The organism is Actinoplanes sp. NPDC021490, from assembly GCF_055562135.1.
In genome coordinates this window covers 195,792-218,438 of record NZ_JBVHFW010000007.1, presented here as the reverse complement: position 1 = coordinate 218,438, position 22,647 = coordinate 195,792, and the positions used below count along the sequence as shown (strand labels likewise).

Annotated in this window: 19 protein-coding genes; 9 read left to right on the top strand and 10 right to left on the bottom strand. The window is 68.2% G+C overall.

All coding sequences use genetic code 11. The features are described 5' to 3' along the window. Positions 1 to 85: 85 nt before the first annotated feature. From ACZ3I4_RS21015 to ACZ3I4_RS21005, 3 genes are read left to right on the top strand one after another with little or no spacing between them, the layout of a single operon-like run. Entirely contained in the window at positions 86 to 1,492 is a 1,407-nt protein-coding gene (locus ACZ3I4_RS21015) for an ABC transporter substrate-binding protein (RefSeq protein WP_465383651.1), read from the top strand. After that, positions 1,492 to 2,490 carry a carbohydrate ABC transporter permease gene (locus ACZ3I4_RS21010; RefSeq protein WP_465383650.1) on the top strand — a complete coding sequence of 333 codons (999 nt, stop codon included), beginning with the start codon at positions 1,492 to 1,494 and terminating at the stop codon, positions 2,488 to 2,490. Before ACZ3I4_RS21015 ends, ACZ3I4_RS21010 begins: the two co-directional genes overlap by 1 nt. After that, complete coding sequence (locus tag ACZ3I4_RS21005) at positions 2,490 to 3,356, top strand: carbohydrate ABC transporter permease (protein ID WP_465383649.1); 867 nt, start codon at positions 2,490 to 2,492, stop codon at positions 3,354 to 3,356. Before ACZ3I4_RS21010 ends, ACZ3I4_RS21005 begins: the two co-directional genes overlap by 1 nt. A 6-nt stretch (positions 3,357 to 3,362) precedes the next feature. Here the strand turns inward: ACZ3I4_RS21005 and ACZ3I4_RS21000 are convergent, their stop codons facing one another. After that, the gene (locus tag ACZ3I4_RS21000; protein WP_465383812.1) at positions 3,363 to 5,423 is read right to left on the bottom strand and encodes a serine/threonine protein kinase; all 2,061 of its coding nucleotides are present in this window, start codon (positions 5,421 to 5,423) and stop codon (positions 3,363 to 3,365) included. A 48-nt stretch (positions 5,424 to 5,471) separates the two neighbouring features. Next, positions 5,472 to 5,894, bottom strand: coding sequence for a DUF3052 domain-containing protein (locus ACZ3I4_RS20995; RefSeq protein WP_465383648.1), 423 nt, complete (start codon positions 5,892 to 5,894; stop codon positions 5,472 to 5,474). Between the two features lie 318 nt (positions 5,895 to 6,212). On the opposite strand from ACZ3I4_RS20995, the gene ACZ3I4_RS20990 reads away from it, so the two are divergent. The 3 genes from ACZ3I4_RS20990 to ACZ3I4_RS20980 all read left to right on the top strand — a co-directional run bounded on the left by ACZ3I4_RS20990 (position 6,213) and on the right by ACZ3I4_RS20980 (position 10,507). Then, positions 6,213 to 8,528, top strand: a complete 2,316-nt coding sequence (locus tag ACZ3I4_RS20990; RefSeq protein ID WP_465383647.1) for an nSTAND1 domain-containing NTPase — start codon at positions 6,213 to 6,215, stop codon at positions 8,526 to 8,528. A 630-nt stretch (positions 8,529 to 9,158) separates the two neighbouring features. Further along, the gene (locus tag ACZ3I4_RS20985; protein WP_465383646.1) at positions 9,159 to 9,536 is read left to right on the top strand and encodes a hypothetical protein; all 378 of its coding nucleotides are present in this window, start codon (positions 9,159 to 9,161) and stop codon (positions 9,534 to 9,536) included. A gap of 116 nt (positions 9,537 to 9,652) precedes the next feature. Then, complete coding sequence (locus tag ACZ3I4_RS20980; RefSeq protein WP_465383645.1) at positions 9,653 to 10,507, top strand: aldo/keto reductase; 855 nt, start codon at positions 9,653 to 9,655, stop codon at positions 10,505 to 10,507. Positions 10,508 to 10,573: 66 nt separating this feature from the next. Here the strand turns inward: ACZ3I4_RS20980 and ACZ3I4_RS20975 are convergent, their stop codons facing one another. The 3 genes from ACZ3I4_RS20975 to ACZ3I4_RS20965 form a co-directional block, all read right to left on the bottom strand. Continuing rightward, positions 10,574 to 11,557, bottom strand: coding sequence for a hypothetical protein (locus ACZ3I4_RS20975; RefSeq protein WP_465383644.1), 984 nt, complete (start codon positions 11,555 to 11,557; stop codon positions 10,574 to 10,576). A gap of 1 nt (position 11,558) precedes the next feature. Then, positions 11,559 to 12,083, bottom strand: a complete 525-nt coding sequence (locus ACZ3I4_RS20970) for a SigE family RNA polymerase sigma factor (protein ID WP_465383643.1) — start codon at positions 12,081 to 12,083, stop codon at positions 11,559 to 11,561. A 159-nt stretch (positions 12,084 to 12,242) separates the two neighbouring features. Further along, positions 12,243 to 13,103: a helix-turn-helix transcriptional regulator gene (locus ACZ3I4_RS20965; RefSeq protein ID WP_465383642.1), complete on the bottom strand. Its 861-nt coding sequence runs from the start codon at positions 13,101 to 13,103 to the stop codon at positions 12,243 to 12,245. 131 nt (positions 13,104 to 13,234) lie between these two features. Here ACZ3I4_RS20965 and ACZ3I4_RS20960 point away from each other — a divergent pair, with 131 nt between their 5' ends. Further along, positions 13,235 to 14,182: an alpha/beta hydrolase gene (locus ACZ3I4_RS20960; RefSeq protein WP_465383641.1), complete on the top strand. Its 948-nt coding sequence runs from the start codon at positions 13,235 to 13,237 to the stop codon at positions 14,180 to 14,182. A 25-nt stretch (positions 14,183 to 14,207) separates the two neighbouring features. On the opposite strand, the gene ACZ3I4_RS20955 is transcribed toward ACZ3I4_RS20960, so the two are convergent. Then, the gene (locus ACZ3I4_RS20955; RefSeq protein WP_465383640.1) at positions 14,208 to 14,717 is read right to left on the bottom strand and encodes a hypothetical protein; all 510 of its coding nucleotides are present in this window, start codon (positions 14,715 to 14,717) and stop codon (positions 14,208 to 14,210) included. A gap of 216 nt (positions 14,718 to 14,933) precedes the next feature. Between ACZ3I4_RS20955 and ACZ3I4_RS20950 the strand changes: the two genes are divergently transcribed. Beyond that, on the top strand, positions 14,934 to 18,002 hold the full coding sequence (locus tag ACZ3I4_RS20950; protein WP_465383639.1) for a PAS domain S-box protein: 3,069 nt from the start codon (positions 14,934 to 14,936) through the stop codon (positions 18,000 to 18,002). Between the two features lie 72 nt (positions 18,003 to 18,074). Here ACZ3I4_RS20950 and ACZ3I4_RS20945 read toward each other — a convergent pair whose 3' ends face one another. Next, positions 18,075 to 18,374 (bottom strand): hypothetical protein, encoded by a 300-nt coding sequence (locus tag ACZ3I4_RS20945; RefSeq protein ID WP_465383638.1) that lies wholly within the window; start codon positions 18,372 to 18,374, stop codon positions 18,075 to 18,077. A gap of 397 nt (positions 18,375 to 18,771) precedes the next feature. Then, positions 18,772 to 19,854, bottom strand: a complete 1,083-nt coding sequence (locus tag ACZ3I4_RS20940; protein ID WP_465383637.1) for a type III polyketide synthase — start codon at positions 19,852 to 19,854, stop codon at positions 18,772 to 18,774. 260 nt (positions 19,855 to 20,114) lie between these two features. Here ACZ3I4_RS20940 and ACZ3I4_RS20935 point away from each other — a divergent pair, with 260 nt between their 5' ends. After that, positions 20,115 to 20,990 (top strand): phosphotransferase, encoded by an 876-nt coding sequence (locus ACZ3I4_RS20935; protein WP_465383636.1) that lies wholly within the window; start codon positions 20,115 to 20,117, stop codon positions 20,988 to 20,990. Positions 20,991 to 20,997: 7 nt separating this feature from the next. Here ACZ3I4_RS20935 and ACZ3I4_RS20930 read toward each other — a convergent pair whose 3' ends face one another. Both ACZ3I4_RS20930 and ACZ3I4_RS20925 read right to left on the bottom strand, forming a co-directional pair. Next, positions 20,998 to 21,321 carry a hypothetical protein gene (locus tag ACZ3I4_RS20930; RefSeq protein WP_465383635.1) on the bottom strand — a complete coding sequence of 108 codons (324 nt, stop codon included), beginning with the start codon at positions 21,319 to 21,321 and terminating at the stop codon, positions 20,998 to 21,000. After that, entirely contained in the window at positions 21,318 to 22,589 is a 1,272-nt protein-coding gene (locus ACZ3I4_RS20925; protein ID WP_465383634.1) for a hypothetical protein, read from the bottom strand. The genes ACZ3I4_RS20930 and ACZ3I4_RS20925 overlap by 4 nt, the downstream gene beginning before the upstream one ends. Positions 22,590 to 22,647: the final 58 nt, after the last annotated feature.

Genomic DNA, 22,647 nt, shown 5'->3' with positions numbered 1-22,647 from the left:
GCCGTAAGCCGCTTGTCAGGTGGTCATTTCCTTGGTGTGATGCAAACGACCGTTAAATTGATCGATATCTCGGAGAGGGCATCTCATGAGGGTCGACATCCGGACATCTCGCAAAGGGGTCGCGCTCGTCGGCCTGCTGGGGTTGGCGGCGACGGCTGCACTGGCCGGTTGCGGCGGCGACGACGAGGGCGCGGCCGAGGGCACCCTGACCGTGTGGAGCTTGGAGAACCAGACCGACCGGGTGACGGCCACGCAGGCGATCGCCGACCGGTTCACCACGGCGACCGGGATCAAGGTCAAGATCGTGGCGACCGACGAGAACCAGTTCAGCAGCTTGATCACCAACGCCGCGGCGGCCGGCACCCTGCCCGATGTGGTGGGTGCGCTGCCGCTGGCCGCGGTCGCGCAGATGTCCACCAACGACCTGCTGGACACCGAGGCCGCCAAGACGGTCGTCGACCAGCTCGGCACCGGCACCTTCTCACCGCGGGCGCTCGAGCTGACCAGCCAGGACGGTGCTCAGCTGGCGGTGCCCTCCGACGGCTGGGCCCAGCTGCTGTTCTATCGCAAGGACCTGTTCGACGCCGCGGGCCTGCCCGCCCCGGACACCCATGACAAGATCCGCCAGGCGGCCCAGAAGCTCAACAGCAAGGCCATCGCCGGCATCACCACGGCCACCGTGGCGAACGACGCCTTCACCTCGCAGAGCTTCGAGAACTTCGCCCTCGGGGCCAACTGCCAGCTCGTCGACGAGGCCAAGAAGATCACCCTCGACTCGCCGCAATGCGTGGAGACCTTCCAGCTGTACGACGACCTGGTGAAGAACTACTCGGTGCCGGGCGCCCAGGACGTCGACACCACCCGCGCCACGTACTTCTCCGGCAAGGCCGCCATGGTGGTCTGGTCGTCGTTCCTGCTCGACGAGATGGCCGGGCTGCGCAACGACGCGGTGCCGACCTGCCCGCAGTGCAAGACCGACAAGACGTTCCTGGCCAAGAACAGCGGCATCGTCACGGCCATCGCCGGCCCGGGCGGCAAGCCGGCGCAGTTCGGCGAGATCACCAGCTGGACGATCACCAAGGACGGCGAGCAGACCGACGCCGCCCGGCGTTTCGTGGCGTACATGATGAACGAGGGCTACCCCGGCTGGCTGGGCATCGCCCCCGAGGGCAAGTTCCCGGTCCGCAAGGGCACCCAGGAGGACGCGACCAAGTTCACCACCGCCTGGAACGACCTGCCGGCCGGCGTGGACACCAAGAAGCCGCTGGGCGAGGTGTACCCGGCGGCGGTGATCGACGCCCTGGCCAAGAGCCCCGACACCTTCCAGCGCTGGGGCTTCCCGCAGAAGCAGGGCGCGCTGGTCGGCGCCACGCTCGGCGAGCTGCCGGTGCCCAAGGCGATCAACGCCATGACCGGCGGCGAACTCGACCCGGCCGGTGCGGCGAAACGGGCCACCGAGGACGTCGAGACGATCCAGAAGTCCCTCGAGTAATGGCTGTCGTCCACGAACCGGCCACCGAGCCCACAGTGGGGCCGCCGGCCGGCCGCAAGCTGCCGACCCGCAGCCAGCTGGAAAACCGGGCCGGCCTGGCCTACCTCTCACCCACGCTGGTTGTGGTGCTGGTGGTCGTCGTCCTGCCGATCATCTGGACGATCGTGCTGGCCTTCCAGCGGATCCGGCTGGTCAACCTGCGCCGCGCCGGGCTGTTCGACAACTTCACCCTGGCCAACCTGGAACTGGTGCTCAGCTCGCCGGGCTTCTGGTCCTCGCTGTGGACCACCCTGCTCTACACCGTCGGCGCCACGTTCCTCTCGATCTTCTTCGGGCTCATCGCCGCGCTGGCACTGCGCGGCCGGTTCCGCGGGCGCACCCTGGTCCGGGCCTCGGTGCTGCTGCCGTACGTGGCCCCCGTGGTTGCCGTGACGTTCGTCTGGAACATCCTGCTCAGCCCGCAGTTCGGCCTGGTCAACAACTGGGGCACCCGGTTCTTCGGCTGGGACCGGCCGGTGGCTTTCCTGAGCCAGCGCGAGTACACGATGTCGCTGTTCGGCTGGCACGTCGACGTTCCGCTCGCGCTGCTCACCGTCATCGCCTTCGAGGGGTGGCGCTATTTCCCGTTCGCGTTCCTGTTCCTGCTGGCCCGGCTGCAGGCTGTCCCGGCCGACCTGGAGGAAGCCGCCCGGGTCGACGGGGCCGCGCCCACCCAGATCTTCCGGCACATTCTGCTGCCGCAGCTCGGCCCGGTCATCGCGCTGCTCACCGTGCTGCGCTTCATCATGACGTTCAACAAGTTCGACGACGTCTATCTGCTCACCGGCGGCGGCGCCGGCACCGAGGTGGTCAGCGTACGAGTGTACGAGTTCCTCACCGCCCGCTTCGACATCGGCGCCGCCTCCGCCCAGGCCCTGGTTCTCGCGGCCGGCCTGGTCGTGCTGCTGATCATCTATCTGAAATTCATGGCGCCCCGGGTCGAGGGGGGCGAGGACTGATGGATCGCGCCGCCGTCGAGACCCGGGTGCTGCGGGTCCTGCGCTGGATCGTCATCGCCGGGCTCGTCGTGGTGACGCTGTTCCCGTTCTACTACATGTTGCTGCTGTCGGTGCGGCCCATCGACGAGGTGCTGCAAAACCCCGGCCGCATCTGGGCCGGAGTCAGCGAGTGGACCATCGACACCTACCGCGAGGTGCTTACCCCCAGTGGCCGCGGCGGGCAGGGCTTCCTCAAGTTCCTGGCCAACTCCGCGCTGGTGTCGGTCGCCGCCACGGTCATGACCCTGCTGGTGTCCATCCCCGGGGCGTACGCGGTCAGCCGGTTGCGGTTCACCGGCCGCCGTCAGGTGCACTTTTTGTTCCTGTCGGTCTACCTGTTCCCGTCGATCCTGCTAGCCATTCCGCTGTTCGTGCTGTTCACCCGGCTCGGGCTGCGCGGCTCGCTGGTCGGCCTGACCATTGTCTACATCGCGCAGACCCTGCCTGTGTCGATCTACATGCTGCGCAACTACCTGACGACGATCCCGATCAGCCTGGAGGAGGCGGCCGCCGTCGACGGCTACAGCCGCCTGCAGACCATCCGCAAGGTGATTCTGCCGCTGGCCGCTCCCGCCGTCATGGCCAACGCTCTCTACGTGTTCATGATCGCGTGGAACGAGTTCCTGTTCGCGCTGCTGTTCCTCGTCGAGGAGCGGGCGGACTGGACGGTGTCGCTCGGGCTGGCCCAGCTCTCCGGCGGCATCGAGGTGAGCAAGACCGTGCTGATGGCCGGCTCGGTGGTGCTCACCCTGCCGATCGTCATCATCTTTTTCGCGGCCGAACGGCTGCTGACCGAGGGCCTGACCGCGGGCGCCGACAAAGGCTGAGCGACCTCAGAAGTTGTCGATCGTGGTCAGCGTGGTGACCTTGCCGTCGGTGGTGGTGACCGCGACCAGGCCATCCTTCTTCCCGGTCAGCCACTTGCTGAACCGGGACGCGGAGATCGACTGACCGGCGCCGGCGCGCACCGAGACGATGCCGTCTCCCCCGCCGGCGTTCCTCCACGACGTCAGCTTCGGCGCGGACCGGACCGGGATCGTCACCTTCCGGCGGCTCTCGACGACCTGGAACGGGTCGCTGCACCGGATGTCGCTCGGGTCGATCTTGAAACGCTTGCAGTAGTCCGCACTGTCCATCACGAGCACCGGCTGCGCCACCACGGAGTGCGCGACCGGATCGTACGAGTAAAGCCGCACCATCGACTGGCTCGAGCCGGTCGTCGGGTCGGTGAACTGCGCCGGCTGACCCACCGCCGGCGACCGGAGATCGACGTTCGCGAAGGCCACTGTGGCGTCTTCCGGGGACATTTCGTTGAGCGCCCCGAGCACCACCCGGCCCGCCACCAGCTGCGGGTCGGTCACCGGCATGCTCAGAACGGGCGTGCCGTCGACGGCCAGCTGGGCCGTGCCGTTGTGCACGGTGATGGCGGTCCGGTGTGTCTGCCCGACCTGGAACGCCCTCGAGGCGACCCGCTGCTCCGAGTTGAACCCGTTGCCCGAGCTCTCGTCGATCCCCAGCCGGATCTCGTTCTCGCAGAACGAGGCCACGTAACCCCGCTGGTCGACCCACCGGAACCAGATCACCGCGCAGGCGCCCTTGGTGACGATGCCGACGTCGGCCGCGATCGTCTGGTCGCCGGCGAACGAATCCTGCGGCCCCTTGCACCGATAGAGGGTGGACATGTGGGTCGTCGCCAGCATCCGCCGGTCGAAGGCGCACCACCCGTCGGCGTTACTGGTAGCCCGGTCGGCCTTCCACAGGCCGCGCCGGTCGAGACGGTCGGACACCCCCGGCCCCTGGACCTTGGCCACCGCCGGCTGGGGCGCGGCCGACGCCCCGCGCGGCACCACCGACGGTGACGTGCTGGGCACGAACGACGCCAGCGTCTCATCGGTCCCGTTGCGCGACAACGCGAATCCGACACCGGCACACACGACGGTCGCGGCCACGGCCACAGCCACCAGGCGGCTCACCCGCCGACGAGCGGGAGCGGCCGGTTCCCGTACGGCGGAAGGCCGCACCCGGCCGGTGTGCTGGGCCGCCTCGGCCGCCTTGAGCAGCTCCGGCCGCTGGGCGAGCGCTCCCCCGGTCTCGGCCTCCAGCAGCAGATCGAGCAGCTGATGGGCGGTCGGCCGCTCGGCCGGATCCTTGGCCAGCGTGCGGCCCACCAGGTCACGCAGCGACCCGCCGAGCCCGGTCAGGTCGGGCGGCTGGGTCAGGATGCGAGCCGCCGTGGCGGCCGGCGAGTCCGCCCAGAACGGGGTGCGCCCGGTCGCCGCGTACGCGACCACCACACCCCACGCGAACACGTCCGCCGCCGGCCCGACCGTACGATCCGAGTCGTTGTCGAACCGCTCCGGCGCCATGTACGCCACCGTGCCGACCATCTGGTCGGTCCTGGTGTGCCGGCTGGTCACCTCGAGCGCCCGCGCGATCCCGAAGTCGATCACCTTGGGCGTGCCCAGCGAGAACAGCACGTTCTGCGGCTTCAGGTCCCGGTGGATGACCCCCACGCCGTGGATCGCCGCCAGCGCCGTGGCCACCCCGACCGCCACGCTGTGCAGCGTGCCGCCGTCCAGCGGCCCCCGCTCCCGGATCACTTCGGACAGACTCGGCCCGTCGACATACTCGACCACCAGATAGGGCGTCGCGTGGTCGGGGTCGGCGTCGAGCACCGCCGCCGTGCAGAAGCCCGGCACCTCGCGGGCCCGGTTGACCTCGCTGCGGAAGCGCCCCCGGAACTCGGTGTCCCAGGCGTGCTCGGCCCGCAACATCTTGACCGCCACCAGCCGGCCGTCCGGCGCGCGTCCAAGAAAGACGGTGCCCATGCCGCCCTCGCCAAGACGACCGAGCAGCTCATAGTCACCGAGCCACCGCGGATCGTTCGGCATCATGGGATTGGTCACGGGCGGCAGGATAGCGCCTTCCCGCTCGACCCCGTGTTACTCAACCGGCTTGCGATGAACGCGGCGAATGACCAGCCGCAGGCCCGACCATGTCTCGTCGATCGCACACACCTTGTTGTCGACCAGCCCGGTCGGCAGCGCGACTTCACGGACAACGTCCTCGGTGATGTCCGTCGGAACCTTCGACGCTCGTTTCGGCCAGGCCACGCAGAAGCCGCCGTCCTGAGCCATGCCGCGCCTGACCTCGTCGAGGCGGGCCTGCAACTCGTGGCGTTCGGTCACGAACAGCACAATCACGTCGGTCGGCGCGCCGACGGTCAGGCCGTACCGGATGACGACCTCGCCGGGCAGGCCGTCGAGGGTGTCCTGGAAGCCATCCGGCGCGTCGAGCAGTGCTACCCGGTGGCCGGCTTTGATGCCGAGCTTGCGGTGCAGCGGCGTGCCCGAGTAATCAGCCATGTCAGTAGATCAGCGTATGCGCGATCTTCGGGGTGCCATTACACGATCGCGTGACTGGTATCGCCCCGTCGAGTCACCTCGGCCAACCGAACCCGCGGCGTGCATCTCCATTCGATTTGATCAGGAGCCACGCCGACGGCCGTCAACCGCTCCATTAAAGCGGGGAAACTCACCATGCAATGCCCGCGCGGGATGGGGGCGCTGCTGACTTGGTGTCTCGGCAGCAGCGTCTTCTGGCACCCACGGTCGGCGGCCCGAACACTGTCGCCCACGGTAAGGTCGGCGCAGCGAAACGCACGGTGCCGATGAGGAGGCCTCATGCCGTCCGGCCGGCAGGCGCGAGAAACGGGCTACGCCGCTTTCCTGATCGGCGCCGCAATGGGCCTGCTGACGAATCTGATCACGGACGATCCGGCAGGCTGGCCTGGGCCAGCACAGGGGGTCGTCCCGTACGCCCCAATCCTGGCAGTGGCACTCGTCGCTGTCTTGGGCCTACGAGCAGCATGGAACTGGTGGAAGTGGCGTTCGCCGCATCCGCAGTGGACTGGAGTCAACCCGTATCCCGGCTTGCTCGCATACGGCCGCGACCGAGAGGCAGTGTTCTTCGGTCGAGACGAGGAGGTGAAGGAAGCCCTTCGTCGGTTCCGCGACACGCGTTCGCCCTGGACGAGGCGCTTTATCCCGCTTGTCGGCCCATCCGGCAGCGGGAAGTCCTCACTCTTACTTGCCGGAGTGCTACCGCGACTCCAACGCTTGACCGATTACGCCGTCTCGCCGGTGGTGATGCCCGGTGATGATGCTCTTGCCGAACTAGCTCGATCGGTAGGACTGGCAGATGAGACACCCGCTAACGGGCAACGATTGCTGCCTGCGATAGCCACGCTGCGAGGCGGCAAGCGCCATCTTGTCATCCCGATCGACCAACTGGAGGAAGCCGCGACGCATCAGCCTGTGGAGGCTCGGGAAGCGTTTATGGCGACGCTGCGACGGCTACTGATCCATGACAAGAAGCTGTGGATCGTGGCGACAGTACGATCGGAATGGCTGGGTGTTTTCCAGCAGGGCGCTGGACGGGATCTCTTCCGTAATCCGTTGCTGGTGAACGTACTCGACGAAGACCGGCTGCGGGAAGTCATCGTGCGACCGGCGGAGGCAACTGACACGGGGTTCGACGAAGGGCTGTCCGCGGAGATCGTTCGCAATGCCGGCGAGGGAGACGCGTTGCCGATGCTGAGCTACCTAATGGAAGACCTGTACGACCATCGCGGTCGGGAAGCCCGAATCTCGCGAGAGGCGTATATGGCCGCGGGCGGCGTGTCGCGGGCTATCTCCAGGCGCGCTGACGCCGCACTGGCGGATCTCATGGCCGATGGCCGGTCGCAAGCCGAGGTGCTCGACACACTGCTTGGATTCGTGACGGTCGAGAACGACATCGCGCTGCGCCGCGCCGTCGCTGCGGACGCTCTGTCGATAGCCCAGAGAACGGTGGTGGAAAGATTCGTGGAAGAGAGGCTGCTGACGAGTTATACCGACCGGGCCGGAGCACATTGGTACGGTGTCGCCCACGAGGCGCTGCTGCGCCGGTGGACGCCTCTTGCAAACCATATCGCTCACAACGTCGAGCGCATCTATCGGATGTCGGAGCTGTCGCTGCTCGCGGCGGCATGGGAGCGGTCCGGGCGGCAGCCCGACTATCTGATCACCGGCCTGCGTCTGCAAGCGGCGTTGTTCGACCGATCCCGTGGGTGGTTGCCGACCGCCCAAGCCGAATCCTTCGTTGCCGAGTCGGAACAGTTGTTCGACGAGATCGAGCGGCAGAAAGCCACGGAGCTGAAGCAGCGAGAAATGATGGAACAGGCTCAAGCGGAACAGCAGCGGGTGGAGCGGGGCTTGCTGCCCCAACCGCTGGTGGCCGACACCTCGATTCAGATAGACACCTTCCAGCGATCTGCGCGGCCAATGAGACTGATCGGAGGGGCCTTCGGCGACGTTGTGGAGGTGTCAGGCAGGGTGCACCTGATCGTCGGCAGCATCACTGACGAAGGGCCGGACGGCAGCGCCCTGGCGATCCAGCTCAGAGCCGCCTGGCGGGGCCTGATCTTCGGTGGATGCGAAATGACGGGCGCCGTCCGGTCGATGGAGCAGGTACTGCTGAGCGAACGGCGCGCCCCTGATGTTCTGGCTACCGCCACGATCCTCTCCATCGACCTGAAAACGCATGATGGAGAGCTCATCATGGCTGGGAACCCGCCCCCTGTGCTCCTCAACTGCGATGGAGCTACTCCGCTCGCCGTGAATTCCGGAACTCCATTAGGGCTCGGCCGACCGGCGGCTGCCACCGTGAACCGGGTGTCAACGGGTCAACGGCCCTGGTCGGTGGTCCTGTACACCCGAGGGCTGGTGTGGAGAGGTGGTGAGTACTCACCTTCGTCGGCGGCCGGACTCCTGGATTATCTCCATGAGGCGACAGCCAGCAACATCACTCCGAACGAACTTACCGCCTGGCTGGTCACCCGCATCGAGTCCGACGAGGGCGCCCCGCTCGACCATGACGTCGTGACCGTGGTGGCATCCAGCGCCCAATCTCGGTCGGAGCCGCTCCCGTCCCGCAATGAAGACCGCGGTGTCGACTAGGGATCGAATCTCCGCCTCGTTGGAGGCCTCGCCGAGGTCGCGAACACCACGGCTGCTCCGATTTCGTCAGCGTCCAGAGCTACGAAGCTGCCTGCGGAGAAGATGAAGCGGCGCCGGACCGCGGCGCGCACACCGGAAATTGTCGGATTTACGCAGCAATCGAGAGAGGTGTAAGAACCTTTCCGATTTTCGTTGTCCGTGGAGTCGATGCGAATTGCCAGCAAGATCGGTCACGAGCTAAGACGATATTCAGCCCATAATGGCGAGGCTGCCACGCGAAGGCCGCTACGACGATTACAGAAAGGAGCATTTTTGCATTTTGCGCTGGGTGTTTTCTCAATTGGTCACCTCGCCAGCAAAGTAGATGGAGCGTACAACCTCGTCAAGGAGACGACGCCCTGTCCTCGGCATGAGCGAGCATAGTGGCGCAAGATCGGATGATCGCTCATCGGCATGGCAGTTCTTGCCGCTTCAGTGCAGGCACGAGAACGGCTCTCGGTCGCGGGCCGCCGCGAGGCGGTGATGCTTTGGTCCGATGCTGTTGGGAATCCGGGGGCACGGCGCTCTGGCGAGGGCACCGTCGACGATCACCGGGGCTTGCGCGGCGGCGGGGCTGGGTATGGGGCGGCTATGAGTTCACCGATCGATGAGGACGCGCCCGCGTTGGCGACCGTAGCAGCGAAATCGGTCGGGTTGCTGAGTGACGCCACCGGGCCAGAGGTCGGCTATCCGGGTCTGACCGGCACCGGCGACGTCGAGGACGTGCTCGCCGCGCTGAACCGGATGGCCGGGGACCTCGAGCAGACCGCCATTCAGCTCACGCGCTATCTCGATGACGAGTTCGCGATGGGGCACCTCAGCCCGGCGCCCGGCTCGACCGAGGAGAACGCCGGGGCCGTCGCGGCCGCCCGGCACGCCCTGACCGACGTTCAAGAGAACGCCCAGGCACTGGCGGGGCTTCTGACCAAGGCCGAGGCCGCGATGCTGGCCCTGCGGCAGGGCAACTGAGCGGCACGCGACGCGGAGTCTCGCCAATCACAGCGGCGCACGTAACCGACCGGTGGATTGGCCTGCTCAGCGGGTATAGCCGCGGTGAGGCACTTCCGACGAACACGAGGAAAACTATGAGTTCCGCAGTCCCGACCATCTCGCTCAACGACGGCCGTACGATCCCGCAGCTGGGCTTCGGCGTCTTTCAGGTGCCGCCGGAGGAGACCCGCGCGGCGGTCGAGACGGCCATCGAGATCGGTTATCGGCACATCGACACCGCGCAGATGTACGGCAACGAGGCCGGCGTCGGTGAGGCCGTCAACAACTCCGGCCTGGACCGCAGCGAGTTCTTCATCACCAGCAAGCTCAACAACGGCTTCCACGAGCCCGACGACGCCCGCAGCGCGTTCGACGACACCCTCAAGGCGCTCGGTACCGACTACGTCGATCTGTTCCTGATCCACTGGCCGATGCCGGGCAGCTACGGCGGTGACTTCGTGCAGACCTGGAACACCCTCGAGGAGTTCTACCGCGAGGGCCGGGCCCGCTCGATCGGCGTCTCGAACTTCACCCAGCACCACCTGGGCCGGCTGCGCGCCGAGACGCAGGTCCGCCCGGCGGTCAACCAGATCGAGGTGCACCCCTACCTGACGAACGACGCCCTGCGGGCGTACAACGCCGACAACGAGATCGCGACGGAGGCGTACTCCCCGATCGCTCAGGGCGAGGTCCTCACCGACCCGGTGATCACCGAGATCGCCCGCCAGGTGGGCAAGAGCCCGGCGCAGGTCGTGCTGCGCTGGCACATCCAGCGCGGCGACATCATCTTCCCGAAGTCGAAGACGGCCGAGCGGGTCCGCGAGAACTTCGAGATCTTCGACTTCGAGCTCGACGGTGGCGCGATGGGCAGCATCACCGCGCTGGACCGTGGCGACAAGGGGCGTACGGGAGCGAACCCGGACACCATGAACTACGGCGCCAAGCGCTGACCACCCGAACGGGCAGGGCCGCATCCGGGTTACTCCCCGGATGCGGCCTCCTGACCTTGACGGTGGTCAGAACTTGCCGGCGGCGACGTCGGCGAGCGTCACCCGGGTCACCGTGTAGGTGACGGTGACGAAGGTGTTCTTGTACTTGACGGGCATGCCGGTCTCGGCGTCGACGACCACGCTCTCGGCGCTGTCGACGGCCGGGGCGCCGGCGGTCAGGGTGAGCACCTTCCGGCCGCCTAGGGTGCCCTCCGCGATGGCGATCTCGGGCATCTGGTCGAGCAGCCGCAGCACACCGGCGCGGACGGCCGGGTCGCCGGCGCCGTCGCGCAGCGCGTCGATCGAGGTGTTCCACACCCAGTTGTCGGTGTAGTTGCCCGCGACGGCCTTGGTGCCTGTGGCCTTCGCCTTGATCTTGGCCCCCTCCGAGAGCGGCTTGACGGCGCCCGGGGCCTCGATCGGCACGGGGTTGTCGCCGGTGTAGAAAGCGCGGGCCATCCGCTTGCGGGCCTCGTTCAGGTCGCCCTTGGCCGCCAGTTTCGCCGCGGCGACCGCCCGTTTGCGGCCGGCCTCGTCGGCCTTGTCCATCTGCGAGCGGCCCTTCTCGACCCGGGCCGGGAGTCCGGCTCGGGTCTTGGCGAAGAAGTAGTCGCCGTTGTCGGCGTGCAGGTCCCAGACGTCGATCTTCTTGCCGTCGGTGTAGGCCTGGCTGCGCGAGATCAGCGTGGCGTCGCCTTCGGTCTGCTTGAGGGTGGTGAGGTGGCCGACCAGGCGTACCACCGGGGGCTGCTCGGCGGTCGCGGACGAGCCCGGGGCGGCCAGGTTGGGCGCCGGGGCCTGAGCCGGGACGCCGGAGCCACCGGCGGCGAGGGCCACGGCCGTGACCGCGGCGACGGCGAAGGTGCCACCGGCCGCGGCGCGCCAGGCGATCCGGCGACGGCTCATCGTGGTGCCGCGAGCCAGGATCTCGTCGACTTCCGGCGAGTACGACGAGCCGGAGCGGAAGCTCTGCAGCGCCGCGGTGAGGCGTTCCTCGGTGTCGTGAGACATATCAGTACTCTTCCTTCAGGACGGACTTCAGCTTGATCAGGGCGCGGCTCGTCTGGCTCTTGACGGTGCCCTCGCTGCACCCGAGGGTCGCGGCGGTCTCCCGTTCGCTCAGACCCTCGAGAAACCGCAGGACGACGGTGGCTCGCTGACGGGCCGGGAGCGACTGCAACGCGCGCAGCAGCTCGGCCCGGTTCACCACGCTGTCGGCCATGTCGGCGACCGCCGGATCCGGCACCGGGGCGCCGGACTCCACGGGGTGCTTGCGATAGCGGCGCCAGCCGCGCCGCGACTCGTTGATCAGGATGCGACGCACGTACGCGGATGGGCTGTCGGCCCGCTGAACCTTGCGCCAGTGGCTGTAGGCCTTGGCCAGAGCCTCCTGGACCAGGTCGTCGGCCAGATACCAGTCCCCGCACAGCAGGTAGGCGGTGCGGTGCAGCGAATCGGCGATGTCCTGGACGAAGACGCGGAACTCCTGCTCCGCGCCGTGCGTCCCGGACGCTCGGTGGCTCATAACGGTCGTCACAACCGGTAAGACCCTCCGGCCGGCGAAGACGTTGTCAGCCACCTCAAAAAGTTTTCCCGAGGGCGGTGGACCAACGCCGGCTCGACGAAGCGGGAATGCTGTTCCAGCTGGGCGCCTCCCGGCTGCGGTGACGGCGCCCGGACGGCCTTGCCGCACGAATCAGGACGAATGGTCGACGACTATGACGCCGCGCGGCGTGTCGATCAGATCGGCCGCCAAGGTGGCCGCGTGGCTGGCGAGCAAGGCCATCGCGTCGGCATCGCTCGTTCCCGGAGTTGTGTGGTAAACGCTCAATACCTGCCCGGCCGTGCCGTTGACCTGGAAGGTTTCGAAGTTCACGGCGAACTCGCCCACGACCGGGTGCGCGAACCTCTTGCGGCCGGTGGACTTGACACTGACGTCGTGCCGGGCCCAGAGCCGTACGAAATCTGGGCTCTTCAGGGTCAGCTCGCCGACCAGGGCCGCGAGCCGGGAACTGCCGGGGTCGGCGTCGGCCCGCAACCACGCGACAGCCTGACTCGCCTGCTCCTCCCAGTCGGGGAAAAGCGCCCGCTCGTCGGGGTCGAGGAAGATCAGACGTCCGAGATTGCGGTCCCGGGCCAGGCTCGGATGAATCGCCATCGCCAGACGGGTGCAAGCCAGCACATCGCCGTACTGGTTGTGCACGATCGCCGGGGTGTCGTGCCACCGCTCCAGCAGCGCGATCAGGCCCGGACCGACGTGGTCGGACTCGGCCGCCTCCGGTTGCGGCCGGGCCAGCCGGTGCAGGTGCGCCAGGGCGTCGCCGTCCAGGCCGAAGACCCGGCCCAGGGCATTGATCACCTCGGCCGACGGGTGCCGTTCGCGGCCCTGCTCCAGGCGTACGTAGTAGTCGGTGCTCATCCCGGCCAGAACCGCCACCTCGTCGCGGCGCAGACCCGGCACGCGGCGGCGGCCACCGACGGCCAGGCCCAGGCCGCCGGGCTTGGTCTGCTCCCGACGGGCGCGCAGGAAGTCCCCGAGCGGATTGTTCTTATCCACCCGCCCATGTTACGTACGGTGATCATGGGAAGGGTAGGTGCGGAACTCCTATGGTCGCGGCAACCATGAATAGCCCGGCCATGAATAGCTCGGCCTTCCCGCTCCCGGCGCCGGGGCGGACAGTCGAAGCCATGACAGACACCCATGTGGCCGCCGCCCCGACGGCGGAGCAGATCGAGCAGTTCATCGGCGGCTACGCGGCGGGCTTCGGCGCCACGCTGCGTTCGCCGGTCTGGCACAGCCCGTCCGAGGCCGGACTCGACTTCGAGGAGGTCACGTTCCCGTCCGCGGACGGGGTGCCGCTGGAGGGCTGGTACATCCCGGCCCCGGGGTCGGACAAGCTGATCATCGCCAACCACCCGCTGTGGTTCAGCCGTTCCGGCCTGCCGGCCCACCTCGAGCCCTGGAAGTCGATGTGGGCGTCGAGCGGGAACGACAACGAGGTCGACTTCATCCCGGACTACAAGATCCTGCACGATGCCGGGTATCACGTGCTCGCGTACGACCTGCGTAACCTCGGCCAGAGCGGCGCGGCCAACGGCGGCGTCATCTCCGCCGGCGTCTATGAGGCCCGCGACGTGCTCGGTTCACTGGCGTACGTCCGCGGCCGTGAGGACCTGACGGGCATGACCATCGGCCTGTTCAGCCGGTGCATGGGCGCCAACGCCACCATGTTCGCGATGCGGGCCGAACCGGCCGCGTTCGACGGCGTACGGGCGCTGGTGGCACCGCAGCCGTTGTCGCCGAGGGTGACCATGGAGCAGACGCTGGCCGGAGCCGGCATTCCGGCGCGCTACATCGACGAGCTGGAGCAGCGGATCCGGCTCCAGAACGGGTTCCGGCTCGATGACATGTCACCGGTCGAACCGGCTCGCCACGTCAACGTCCCGACGCTGCTGTATCAGGTGCACGATGACGTGCTCACCCGGCCGGACGACGTACAGGCCGTCTACGACAACATCCCGGTGGAGAAGGACCTCTTCTGGATCGAAGGCAGCACCCGCCGCTGGGACGGCTACCGCTACTTCGCCCGGCACCCGGAACGCATCCTCAGTTGGCTCGACCGTCACATGAGCTGACTACGCCCGGTCGCCTCGACCTTCGTCAGGCGTCCCAGCGCGTGAGACGCCACGCGCCCAGACCGCCGGCCAGCACGAGATAGCCCGCGTACACCAGCGCACCCTGACCGGGCGTGAGCGCGTCGGCGGGCTGGACGACCGCGCCCATCGCCTCACCCGCCGCCGACGGCAGGAACTTGCCGGCGTTCTCGCGCCAGGTCAGGGACAGAACGAGCTGGCTGACAACGGTCGCCAGGAACATCAGCCCGAAGTAGGTGCTGAGCGCGCCCGCGGTGGAGCGCAGCGCCGCCCCCAGCAGCAGGCCCAGAAGGCCCGCCCCGGTGATGTACGCGGCGCCGCCAACCAGAGCGCGGGTCACGCCCTCGTCGGAGAACGACGCCCCGAGGTCACCGATGATCGCCTGGCCGGCGGCGAACGCGACCACCGCGGCGACCAGCATCACCGGGTAGGACACCGCCGCGAACACGACCGCCTTCGCGGCCAGGACGGGCAGGCGGCGGGGCACCGCGGTCAGCGTGGAGCGGGAGACCCACATCAACCGGACGATGGCCAAGCTGGGCGCCCGCGACCGGGGCTCAGCTGGTGATGGTCGCTTTCCAGACCGGTCTCGTAAGCCCCTGACGTTCACCCACGACGCACAGCACTACACCCGGCTCTCTCACGGTTCCCGGCCGTCGTCGTGTCGTTTTGTCCTAGCCTGGACGAGATCACCATAGATCCGTTACGCCCTGCGGCGGGACCGAGGTTTGTGATGGCGCTGATCCTGGTCACCTCACTGTTCGCGATCATCCTTCTCTGGGTGGCGTGGCAGTACGTGCGGCATCGTGATCCGCTGCAGCGTGACGTGATGTGGATGTTCGCGTCGGTCGCGATGCTGTTCGTGGTCGGCTTGATTCGCGTGTTCGCCGGTGCGCCCCCGCGCGCGCTGATGGTCTTCGCCATCGGTTTGCTGCTGGCCAAGCCGCTGCTCACGTTGCGGGTGGTCGGCCGTTTACGCCCGCTCCGGAGCTGGGTGTGGCCGGTGGCGGCGGTGGCCTGGGCGGTCAGTGCGCTGCCGGTGCTGACGACAGTGACCCATCCGGTGCCACGCCCGGTGGTATGGCCGGCGGTGGTCGTGTTCTTCGCCGGGGAGGTCGCCGCGGCGTGGCTGCTGGGAGCCGACGCTCAACGGCGCGGCGGCGCGGCGCGGGTCCGGTTGTGGTGTGCCGCCGCCGGAACCGGCGTGTTCGGTGCCGCCTTCGCGATCTCGGCGACCGGCGCCGCCCTCCCGGCCCGTTCACTCGCCGTCGTCTCGGGCCTGCTCTACCTCGCGGCGTTCGTACCGCCGAGCCAGCTGCGGCGGATGTGGGCCGGCGTCGCCACGGGGGCGGCGGTACGCCGGTTGCTGGCCGTCCCGGCCAACGAACCGGACGCGACCTGGGCCGGCTACTGCCGGGACGCCACGGCGATGCTGGGAGCCGACGCGGTGGTCGTGCTGATGCCGGCATCCGACGGCTCGGTGCAGGTACTCGGATGCCACGCCGCGCTGACGGGCACGACCGGATGCACAGTCAGCGAGCTGGAGGAGTTGCTGGCGGCGGACGGCCCGATCGACGCACTGACCGGATGGACCGATGCACCGGCGGCGGTCTTCGCCCGAGCGACCGGCACCCGGTTCGTGACCGCGGCCCCGATCGACGCCCCCAGCGGGCCGGGGGCACTACTCGTGCTCAATCGCTACCGCAGCCTGTTCGCCGAAGACGACGTCAACGCCTTGACCGAGCTGGGCGGTCACGCCGCGGCCCTGGCCCGCCGGGCGCAGACCTCGGCCGAACGCGAAAACCTCGCCGCGATCGTCGAATCCTCGCACGACGCGATCATCGGTAAGACCCTCGACGGAGTGATCACCAGCTGGAACACCGGCGCCGAGCAGCTCTACGGCCACCGGCGCGACGAGGTTCTCGGCCGGCACGCCTCACTGCTGTACCCCGCTGCCCAGCAGGACACCGAGGCGAAGCTCATTGAGCGGATCACCCACGGCGAGAACGTCCATCAGCACCAGGTGACGCGCCGGCGCAAGGACAACACCACGATCACCGTGTCGCTGACCCTGTCCCCGATCACCGACCCCACCGGCCGCGTCACCGGGGTGGCGTCTATCTCGCGCGACATCAGCGAACGGCAACGCGCCGAAGCGATGTTCGAAGGACTGCTGGAGGCCGCACCGGACGCCATCATCGGCGTCACCCGCGACGGCGCCATCACGCTGATCAACGCCCAGGCCGAGCGCCTCTTCGGCTACCGCCGCGAGGAACTGATCGGCCGCACGGTCGACACCCTGGTGCCGGAACGCCTGCGTGGTGGCCACGTCCACCACCGCGACGGCTACTTCGCCCACCCCCGCAACCGTCCGATGGGCGCCGGCGCGGCGCTGACCGCCCTGCGCAAGGACGGCACCGAGTTCCCCGCCGAGATCAGCCTGTCCTCGGTCGACACCGACAAAGGCATGATCGTGACCACCGCCATCCGGGACGTCACCGGACGCCTGATCGCCCAGGCGGAACGGGAACGACTGATCGCGCAGGCCGAACGCGACGCCGCCGAACGCCGGCTGCAGCACGCCCGCCGGTTGGAAAGCCTCGGCGAGCTGGCCGGCGGCGTGGCTCACGACTTCAACAACATCCTCGCGGTGATCAGCAACTACACCGCCATGGTCCTGGAAACCCTGGAACAGCCGGTTCTCGAGCCGGCCGAGCTGACCGAGGTCCGCAACGACCTGGGCCATGTCACCCGGGCCGCCGACCGCGCCGCCCGGCTCACGAAACAACTGCTGGCCTTCGGCCGGCGCGACATCACCCAGGCCACCGTCCTGAGCCTCAACCACGTCGTCGGTGACGTCGAACAGATGCTGCGCCGGTCCCTCGGCGAACACATCCACCTCGTCACCACCCTCGACGCGCAGCTCCGGCCGGTCCACGCCGACCCCAGCCAGATCGAACAGATCCTGCTCAACCTGGCCTTCAACGCCCGCGACGCGATGCCCGGCGGTGGCACTCTGTCCGTCGACACCAGCAATGCCGAAATCAGCGACGACGACACCGGCGGCGCGGCCCTGCCGCCTGGCCGCTACGTCCGCCTCCGGGTCAGTGACACCGGCAGCGGGATGCCACCCGAAGTCATCGAACGAGCCTTCGAGCCCTTCTACACCACCAAACCCAAGGGCTCCGGAACCGGCCTCGGGCTCGCCACGGTCTACGGCATCGCCACCGCCGCCCGCGGCGACGTACGCCTGTACTCCGAAGCAGGCATCGGCACCACGGTCACCGTCATCCTGCCCGCCGTCGATGCCGTGCCCGATACTGCTTCGGACCGCCCGGAAGTCATGCCCGCCAGCGAACCAGCCGATGAGCAATCACCGCGCGGCACCATCCTCATGGTCGAAGACGAGGACGACCTTCGTCAGATCACCGCCCGCATCCTGACGCGCAACGGCTACCACGTGCTGGCGGCCACCGGCGGCGCCGAGGCCATCCACATCGCCCAGACCCATCCCGGCCCGATCCAGCTGCTCCTGACCGACGTCATCATGCCCAAGATGCTGGGCAACGAGGTCGCGGCCCGGGTCAGCAAACTGCGGCCCGGTATTCCCGTGCTTTACATGTCCGGTTACGCCGAACCGGTCCTCAGCGAGAACGGCACCCTGCCCGACGGCTTCACCATCGTCGAGAAGCCCTTCACCAGCCATGAGTTGCTCGACCGCATCAGCACAGTCCTCCGCCGGGCCGGGGAGTCACCCGGCCGAGCCCCAAGCACGTCACATCAGCCCAGCTCCACCGCATGACACACCCGCCGTGCGAGGCGGGCGCAGCCGAGTATCCCAACGCGGCCGCGCCCGCAGAGGCGTACACGCCGATCAGTGCGTACGCGGGTCGGCGTCACTGCTGCGGCTGCCGGCCTTGGCCAAGCCACGGCTGATCATGTAGCCGATGGTGAGCAGGGTGATGTACCACCACGCCTTGTCGGCGGCGAAGTAGTCGGCGCCATTGTTGGCCGACCCGTCTCCAACGGTGTACGAGGCGATGAGTACGCCGATGACCGCGAGCACATAAACAATGAGCTCAGTGGTCTTGTAAGAGGGCTTCGTCTCCTCGCCGCGGAATCGCGCGCCCTTGACGGTGAGGTTGTCGGTGTGGGCGTGGGTGCTCGTAGCCATGTTTATCTCCCGGGGTATCGAATGGGGACCGTCTTGCGACGGCAGACATCGGATTCCCAGCCATTCAGTCGTCAATCAGCGTGGACTAGAGTGTTTTCAGTTTGTTATCAGCTACCTTCATCTATGGCCGACCGTCGCTTCGGCCCACTCGGTGAGGAAGCAGAACCGGGTGCAGAGTTGCCGCACTTACCGTCGGCTGGCTGCTTAACCGACGGTCAGCGGGATGCTGCGGCGCTCCTACCGCTTACCGTCGAACAGCGCCGAACCTCCGTGGCCCGGATACCCGGAGGCAGCCGCCCAAACTAGGTGCCTGCATTCCGCCGGCCCGAGGAAACGACCAAGCCGGCTGCGCACAGTTGTCAAACGCGAGAAAATCCGGGAATGGCGGCTGACGCGCTCACCAGTCCAGGAGTACCAATTCGGAGCAGAATCCGGGTCCCATGGCCAGCAGCACGGCTGGTTGTTTCGACGCGTACGGGTCCCGGGTTTCCAGCGTTTCCTGCAGCACGTGCAGGACGGACGACGACGACAGATTCCCGACCGACGCGAGGCTGCGTCGGGTCACGTCCAGAGCATCGGGTTTCAATCCCAGCGTACGGATGATCGCCTCGATGACCTTGGGACCGCCGGGATGAGCGATCCACGTGTCGATGTCGGTCACGGTCGAGCCATGGCAGGCGAGGAACGCCTCGACGTCGTCCCGCAGATACGTTTCCACGATGTCGGGGACCGTAGGCGCGAGCACGAGCCGGAACCCGGAAGCGCCGACATCCCAGCCCATGACTTGTTCGGAGTCCGGATAGAGCCGGCTGCTTGTCGCCATCACCCGGGGCGAACGCTCGTGCCCGGCAGCGGCCGCGCGGCGCTCCCCCATCAGCACGACGGCTGCGGCGCCGTCGCCGAACAGCCCGGAACCGACGAGATTGGCGGTCGAGGTGTCGTCGCGCTGGAAGGTGAGCGAGCACAGCTCGACCGACAGCAGCACCGCCACGTCGTCGGGGTGGCCTTGGAGGTAGTCGTGCATCCGGGCGATCCCGGCGGCTCCCGCGACGCATCCCAGGCCGAACAACGGCATGCGTTTGACGTCGCCGCGCAGGCCGAGCCGACCGGCGATCCGTACGTCCAGGCTGGGGGTGGCCAGCCCGGTCACGGAGGTCGTCATGAGCAGGTCGACGTCGGACGGCGTCAGTCCGGCGGCCTCGAGGGCAGCCGAGACGGCCTCCGCACCGAGGCGGCGGCCCACGTCGATCCACACGTCGTTGGCGGCTCCGAAACCGCCGAGGTCGCGGTAGCGGTCCAGCGGAAGAGCGAAGTGCCGCGTACGGACACCGGCCGCGGCGTGCAGCCGCCGCATGAGCTCGCGCCGGGACGATACCCCCGGGTCATCGCCGAGGATGACATCGGCCAGCTCCTCTGTTATCTCCTCCTGCCGGTACACGTGCCCCGGCAGGGCGGTGCGGGCAGCAATGATTCTGGACATGTCGGGTATCCGCTCAGACCTGGGCGCACCGCATCGGCACGGACGGCGCGACCGCAGGCCAGGCGTTTGCGGACTTGCCTCACTTGACTCCTTCACGCACCGGGCGTCGATGTGGTGACAAGCGAATGCAACTCCGCCGCCGTTTACATGGCGGCGGCGAGTGTAACGGTCGTCGGTATCCAAGGTGCTCACTCAGTCCGGGTTTATGATGCCGCGTGACCTTCACGCCTCGAGCCGCGTGGGCCGAAACACCGGAACCGGTGCGAACGGCCGTCGAAAGAGCGCTCGGCGCCCCGGTCGTCGGTCACCAGGATCTGCACGGGGGCATGTCGCCCGGTCCGGCCGCGGGCTTGCGGCTGGCCGACGGACGACAGGTCTTCGTCAAGGCGGTGTCCGCCGAGATTCGCGTGCACAACCACACGATGATCCTGCAGGAGTCGACGATCCTGGACGCCCTGCCGGTGTCGGTGCCGGCCCCTCGGCGCCTCGTCACCGTCGAACACGGGCCGTGGGTCGCCTTGGCCACGACCTGGGCGCCCGGCGCAACCGGAACGGCCTGGACCGACGCATCGATCACGGCTGTCGCGCGGGCATGCCGGACAGCGAGCGGACACCGGGCCCCGGACACTCTGCCGCCGGTCGCCGAGCGCATCTTCGACTTCGACGGCTGGACCCGCATGCTCACCAACGGCGCGGGCGACGGCTGGGAGGCGGCTCACGCCGAGCCGGCGGCCGCGGTGGTGGCCGGGTGGGAACGCTGGACGGCCGGCGACGCCCTGGTCCACCGCGACATACGACTCGACAACACGACAGTCGACGCGGACGCCGGTTCGGCGGTGCTGCTCGACTGGGCCTACGCCGCGGCCGGAGCCTCCTGGATCGACCTGGCCCAACTGGCTGCGGACGTGGTCGCCACCGGACACGTTCTCGGCCCGCGGGTGGCGACAGACCGGGCGTATCGGCTGCTGCGGACGCTGCCGTCCGAGGCCTCGCGTTTCGTCGTGGGGTTGGCCGGCATGTGGTGCATCCGCGCCGCGACGGTCCCGGACACGGTCATGCCGAACATCTCCGCCTGGCGCCGGGCGCGATCGGAGACGTTGCGCCCCCTGGTGGCCCGCCTGATCGAGGAGTTGTGAGACTCCCCTAGTCCGGCTCCTTCGATCCCTTGTCCGGGTTCCCCACTTTGTTGTGCTGGTTGTTGCCGTAGAACACGTTGCCGTTCCTCAGGAAGAGGTTGAACAAACTCCGAGGCCCCTGAGGGGCTTCGGACCCGCCGGCCTGGTCCGGTCGGCGCGCCACCCAGGCGACGGCGCCGACCACGACGGTGACGAGGGCGGTCAGGAAGCCCCCGATGCTCGACCAGCTGTCAGCGTCGGACAGGCTGTGCACGGCCAGGAACACCACCACACCGGCGACCAGGGCGATGCCGGCCGTGGCCGCGGCCCAGACCGAGGCTCGGCTTCTCACAGGCCCGGCCATCCGATCTCAGGCCCTTCGATCTCCGGGCCGTCGATCTCCCGCCGTTTGCGCCGTTCCTCTTCCTCGTCCAGCCACCACTGCGCGCGAGCCGATTCGACGTCGGCGTCCAGCTCGGTCCGTGCCCGGTACTGAGCCAGAATCTCATCGGCATCAACGGGCCGCGGAATCGGCGCTGAATCGGGACGGATCAGCTTCGGTCGTTCGACGTCCTCGGCGACCGCTTCAATCGGCAGATCGAACCTGGTCCGCAGGTTCGCGAGTACGTGGGCGACGTCCTGGTCGAAGAACGTCCCCGGGTCGACCTCGGCACCACGAATCAAGGTATTGCCCGCCCCGGCGAGCACCACGCCGGCGCCGGCCACCGAGACGAAACCGAAGAGGCCGCGGAGCGCGGCGTCGTACACCCCGCTCGCGGCCGCGTCAGCCAGCAACGTCTCGTGGCCGGCGCCGGGAGCGGCCCTGAGCATGGCGCCGAGAAACGCGGCGGCGGCGTCGCCGGGAACGGGCTCGAGGATCGCGGCGGCAAAGGCCCGGCGCAGGTCCGTGCTTCGGACCAGGAGCTCGGCCAGCGGGAGCTCCAGCTCGCGGACGAAGATCGGAACATCGTGCTCCAGATCCGACCCGTCGCCGAGCTGCACCACCCCGGAGCGGGTGACGACACTGGCGAACGAGTCGGCCAGTGGAGCCTCGTACTCCTCGCGCGACACCCCCCGCTGACGGGCGAGCAGATCGACCAGGGCATCGCGGAACGCGCGGTCGCGGCCGGCGGAGCCCGGCTCGTCCAGCAGGCCCTGCAAACTGCGCATCACCGCGGCGTCGCCGAACATGTCCTGGGTCGCCACGCCGATGCGCTCGAAGTGGTGGTGTTCGTTCTGCCGGAGCGTGCAGTCGTTGCCGATGATCACTGTGTCCGTTCCGGTCGCGTGGAACAGCCGTGCGGGCGCCAGCCAGCCGCTGACCTCCACCTCGCCACCGCCTCGCGCCGTGACCAGCAGGCGCTGATTCCCACGGACCGGCTCTGCCCGCGGTGTTTCGCCGAACTCAGCCGGCTCCGTGGACACCCGGTCGGGCTCGGCCTCGACGTCGCTGAACTCCGACGGCAACTGATCCGGCAGGTCCGGGGAGTCGTCATAGTCGCCGTAGAACCCGCGCGACTCCCCGGAGCTCGAGTAGCCGAAGCCTTGCGGGAAGTCATCGCCCTCTGAGGAATCATCGTCCGGGTCGTCGTTGTACTCGCGCGGTCGGTCGAAACCCATGCCGCACCTCCAGCACCCTCGATGTCCCCATAATTGCATGCACTGACATTCATGTCAC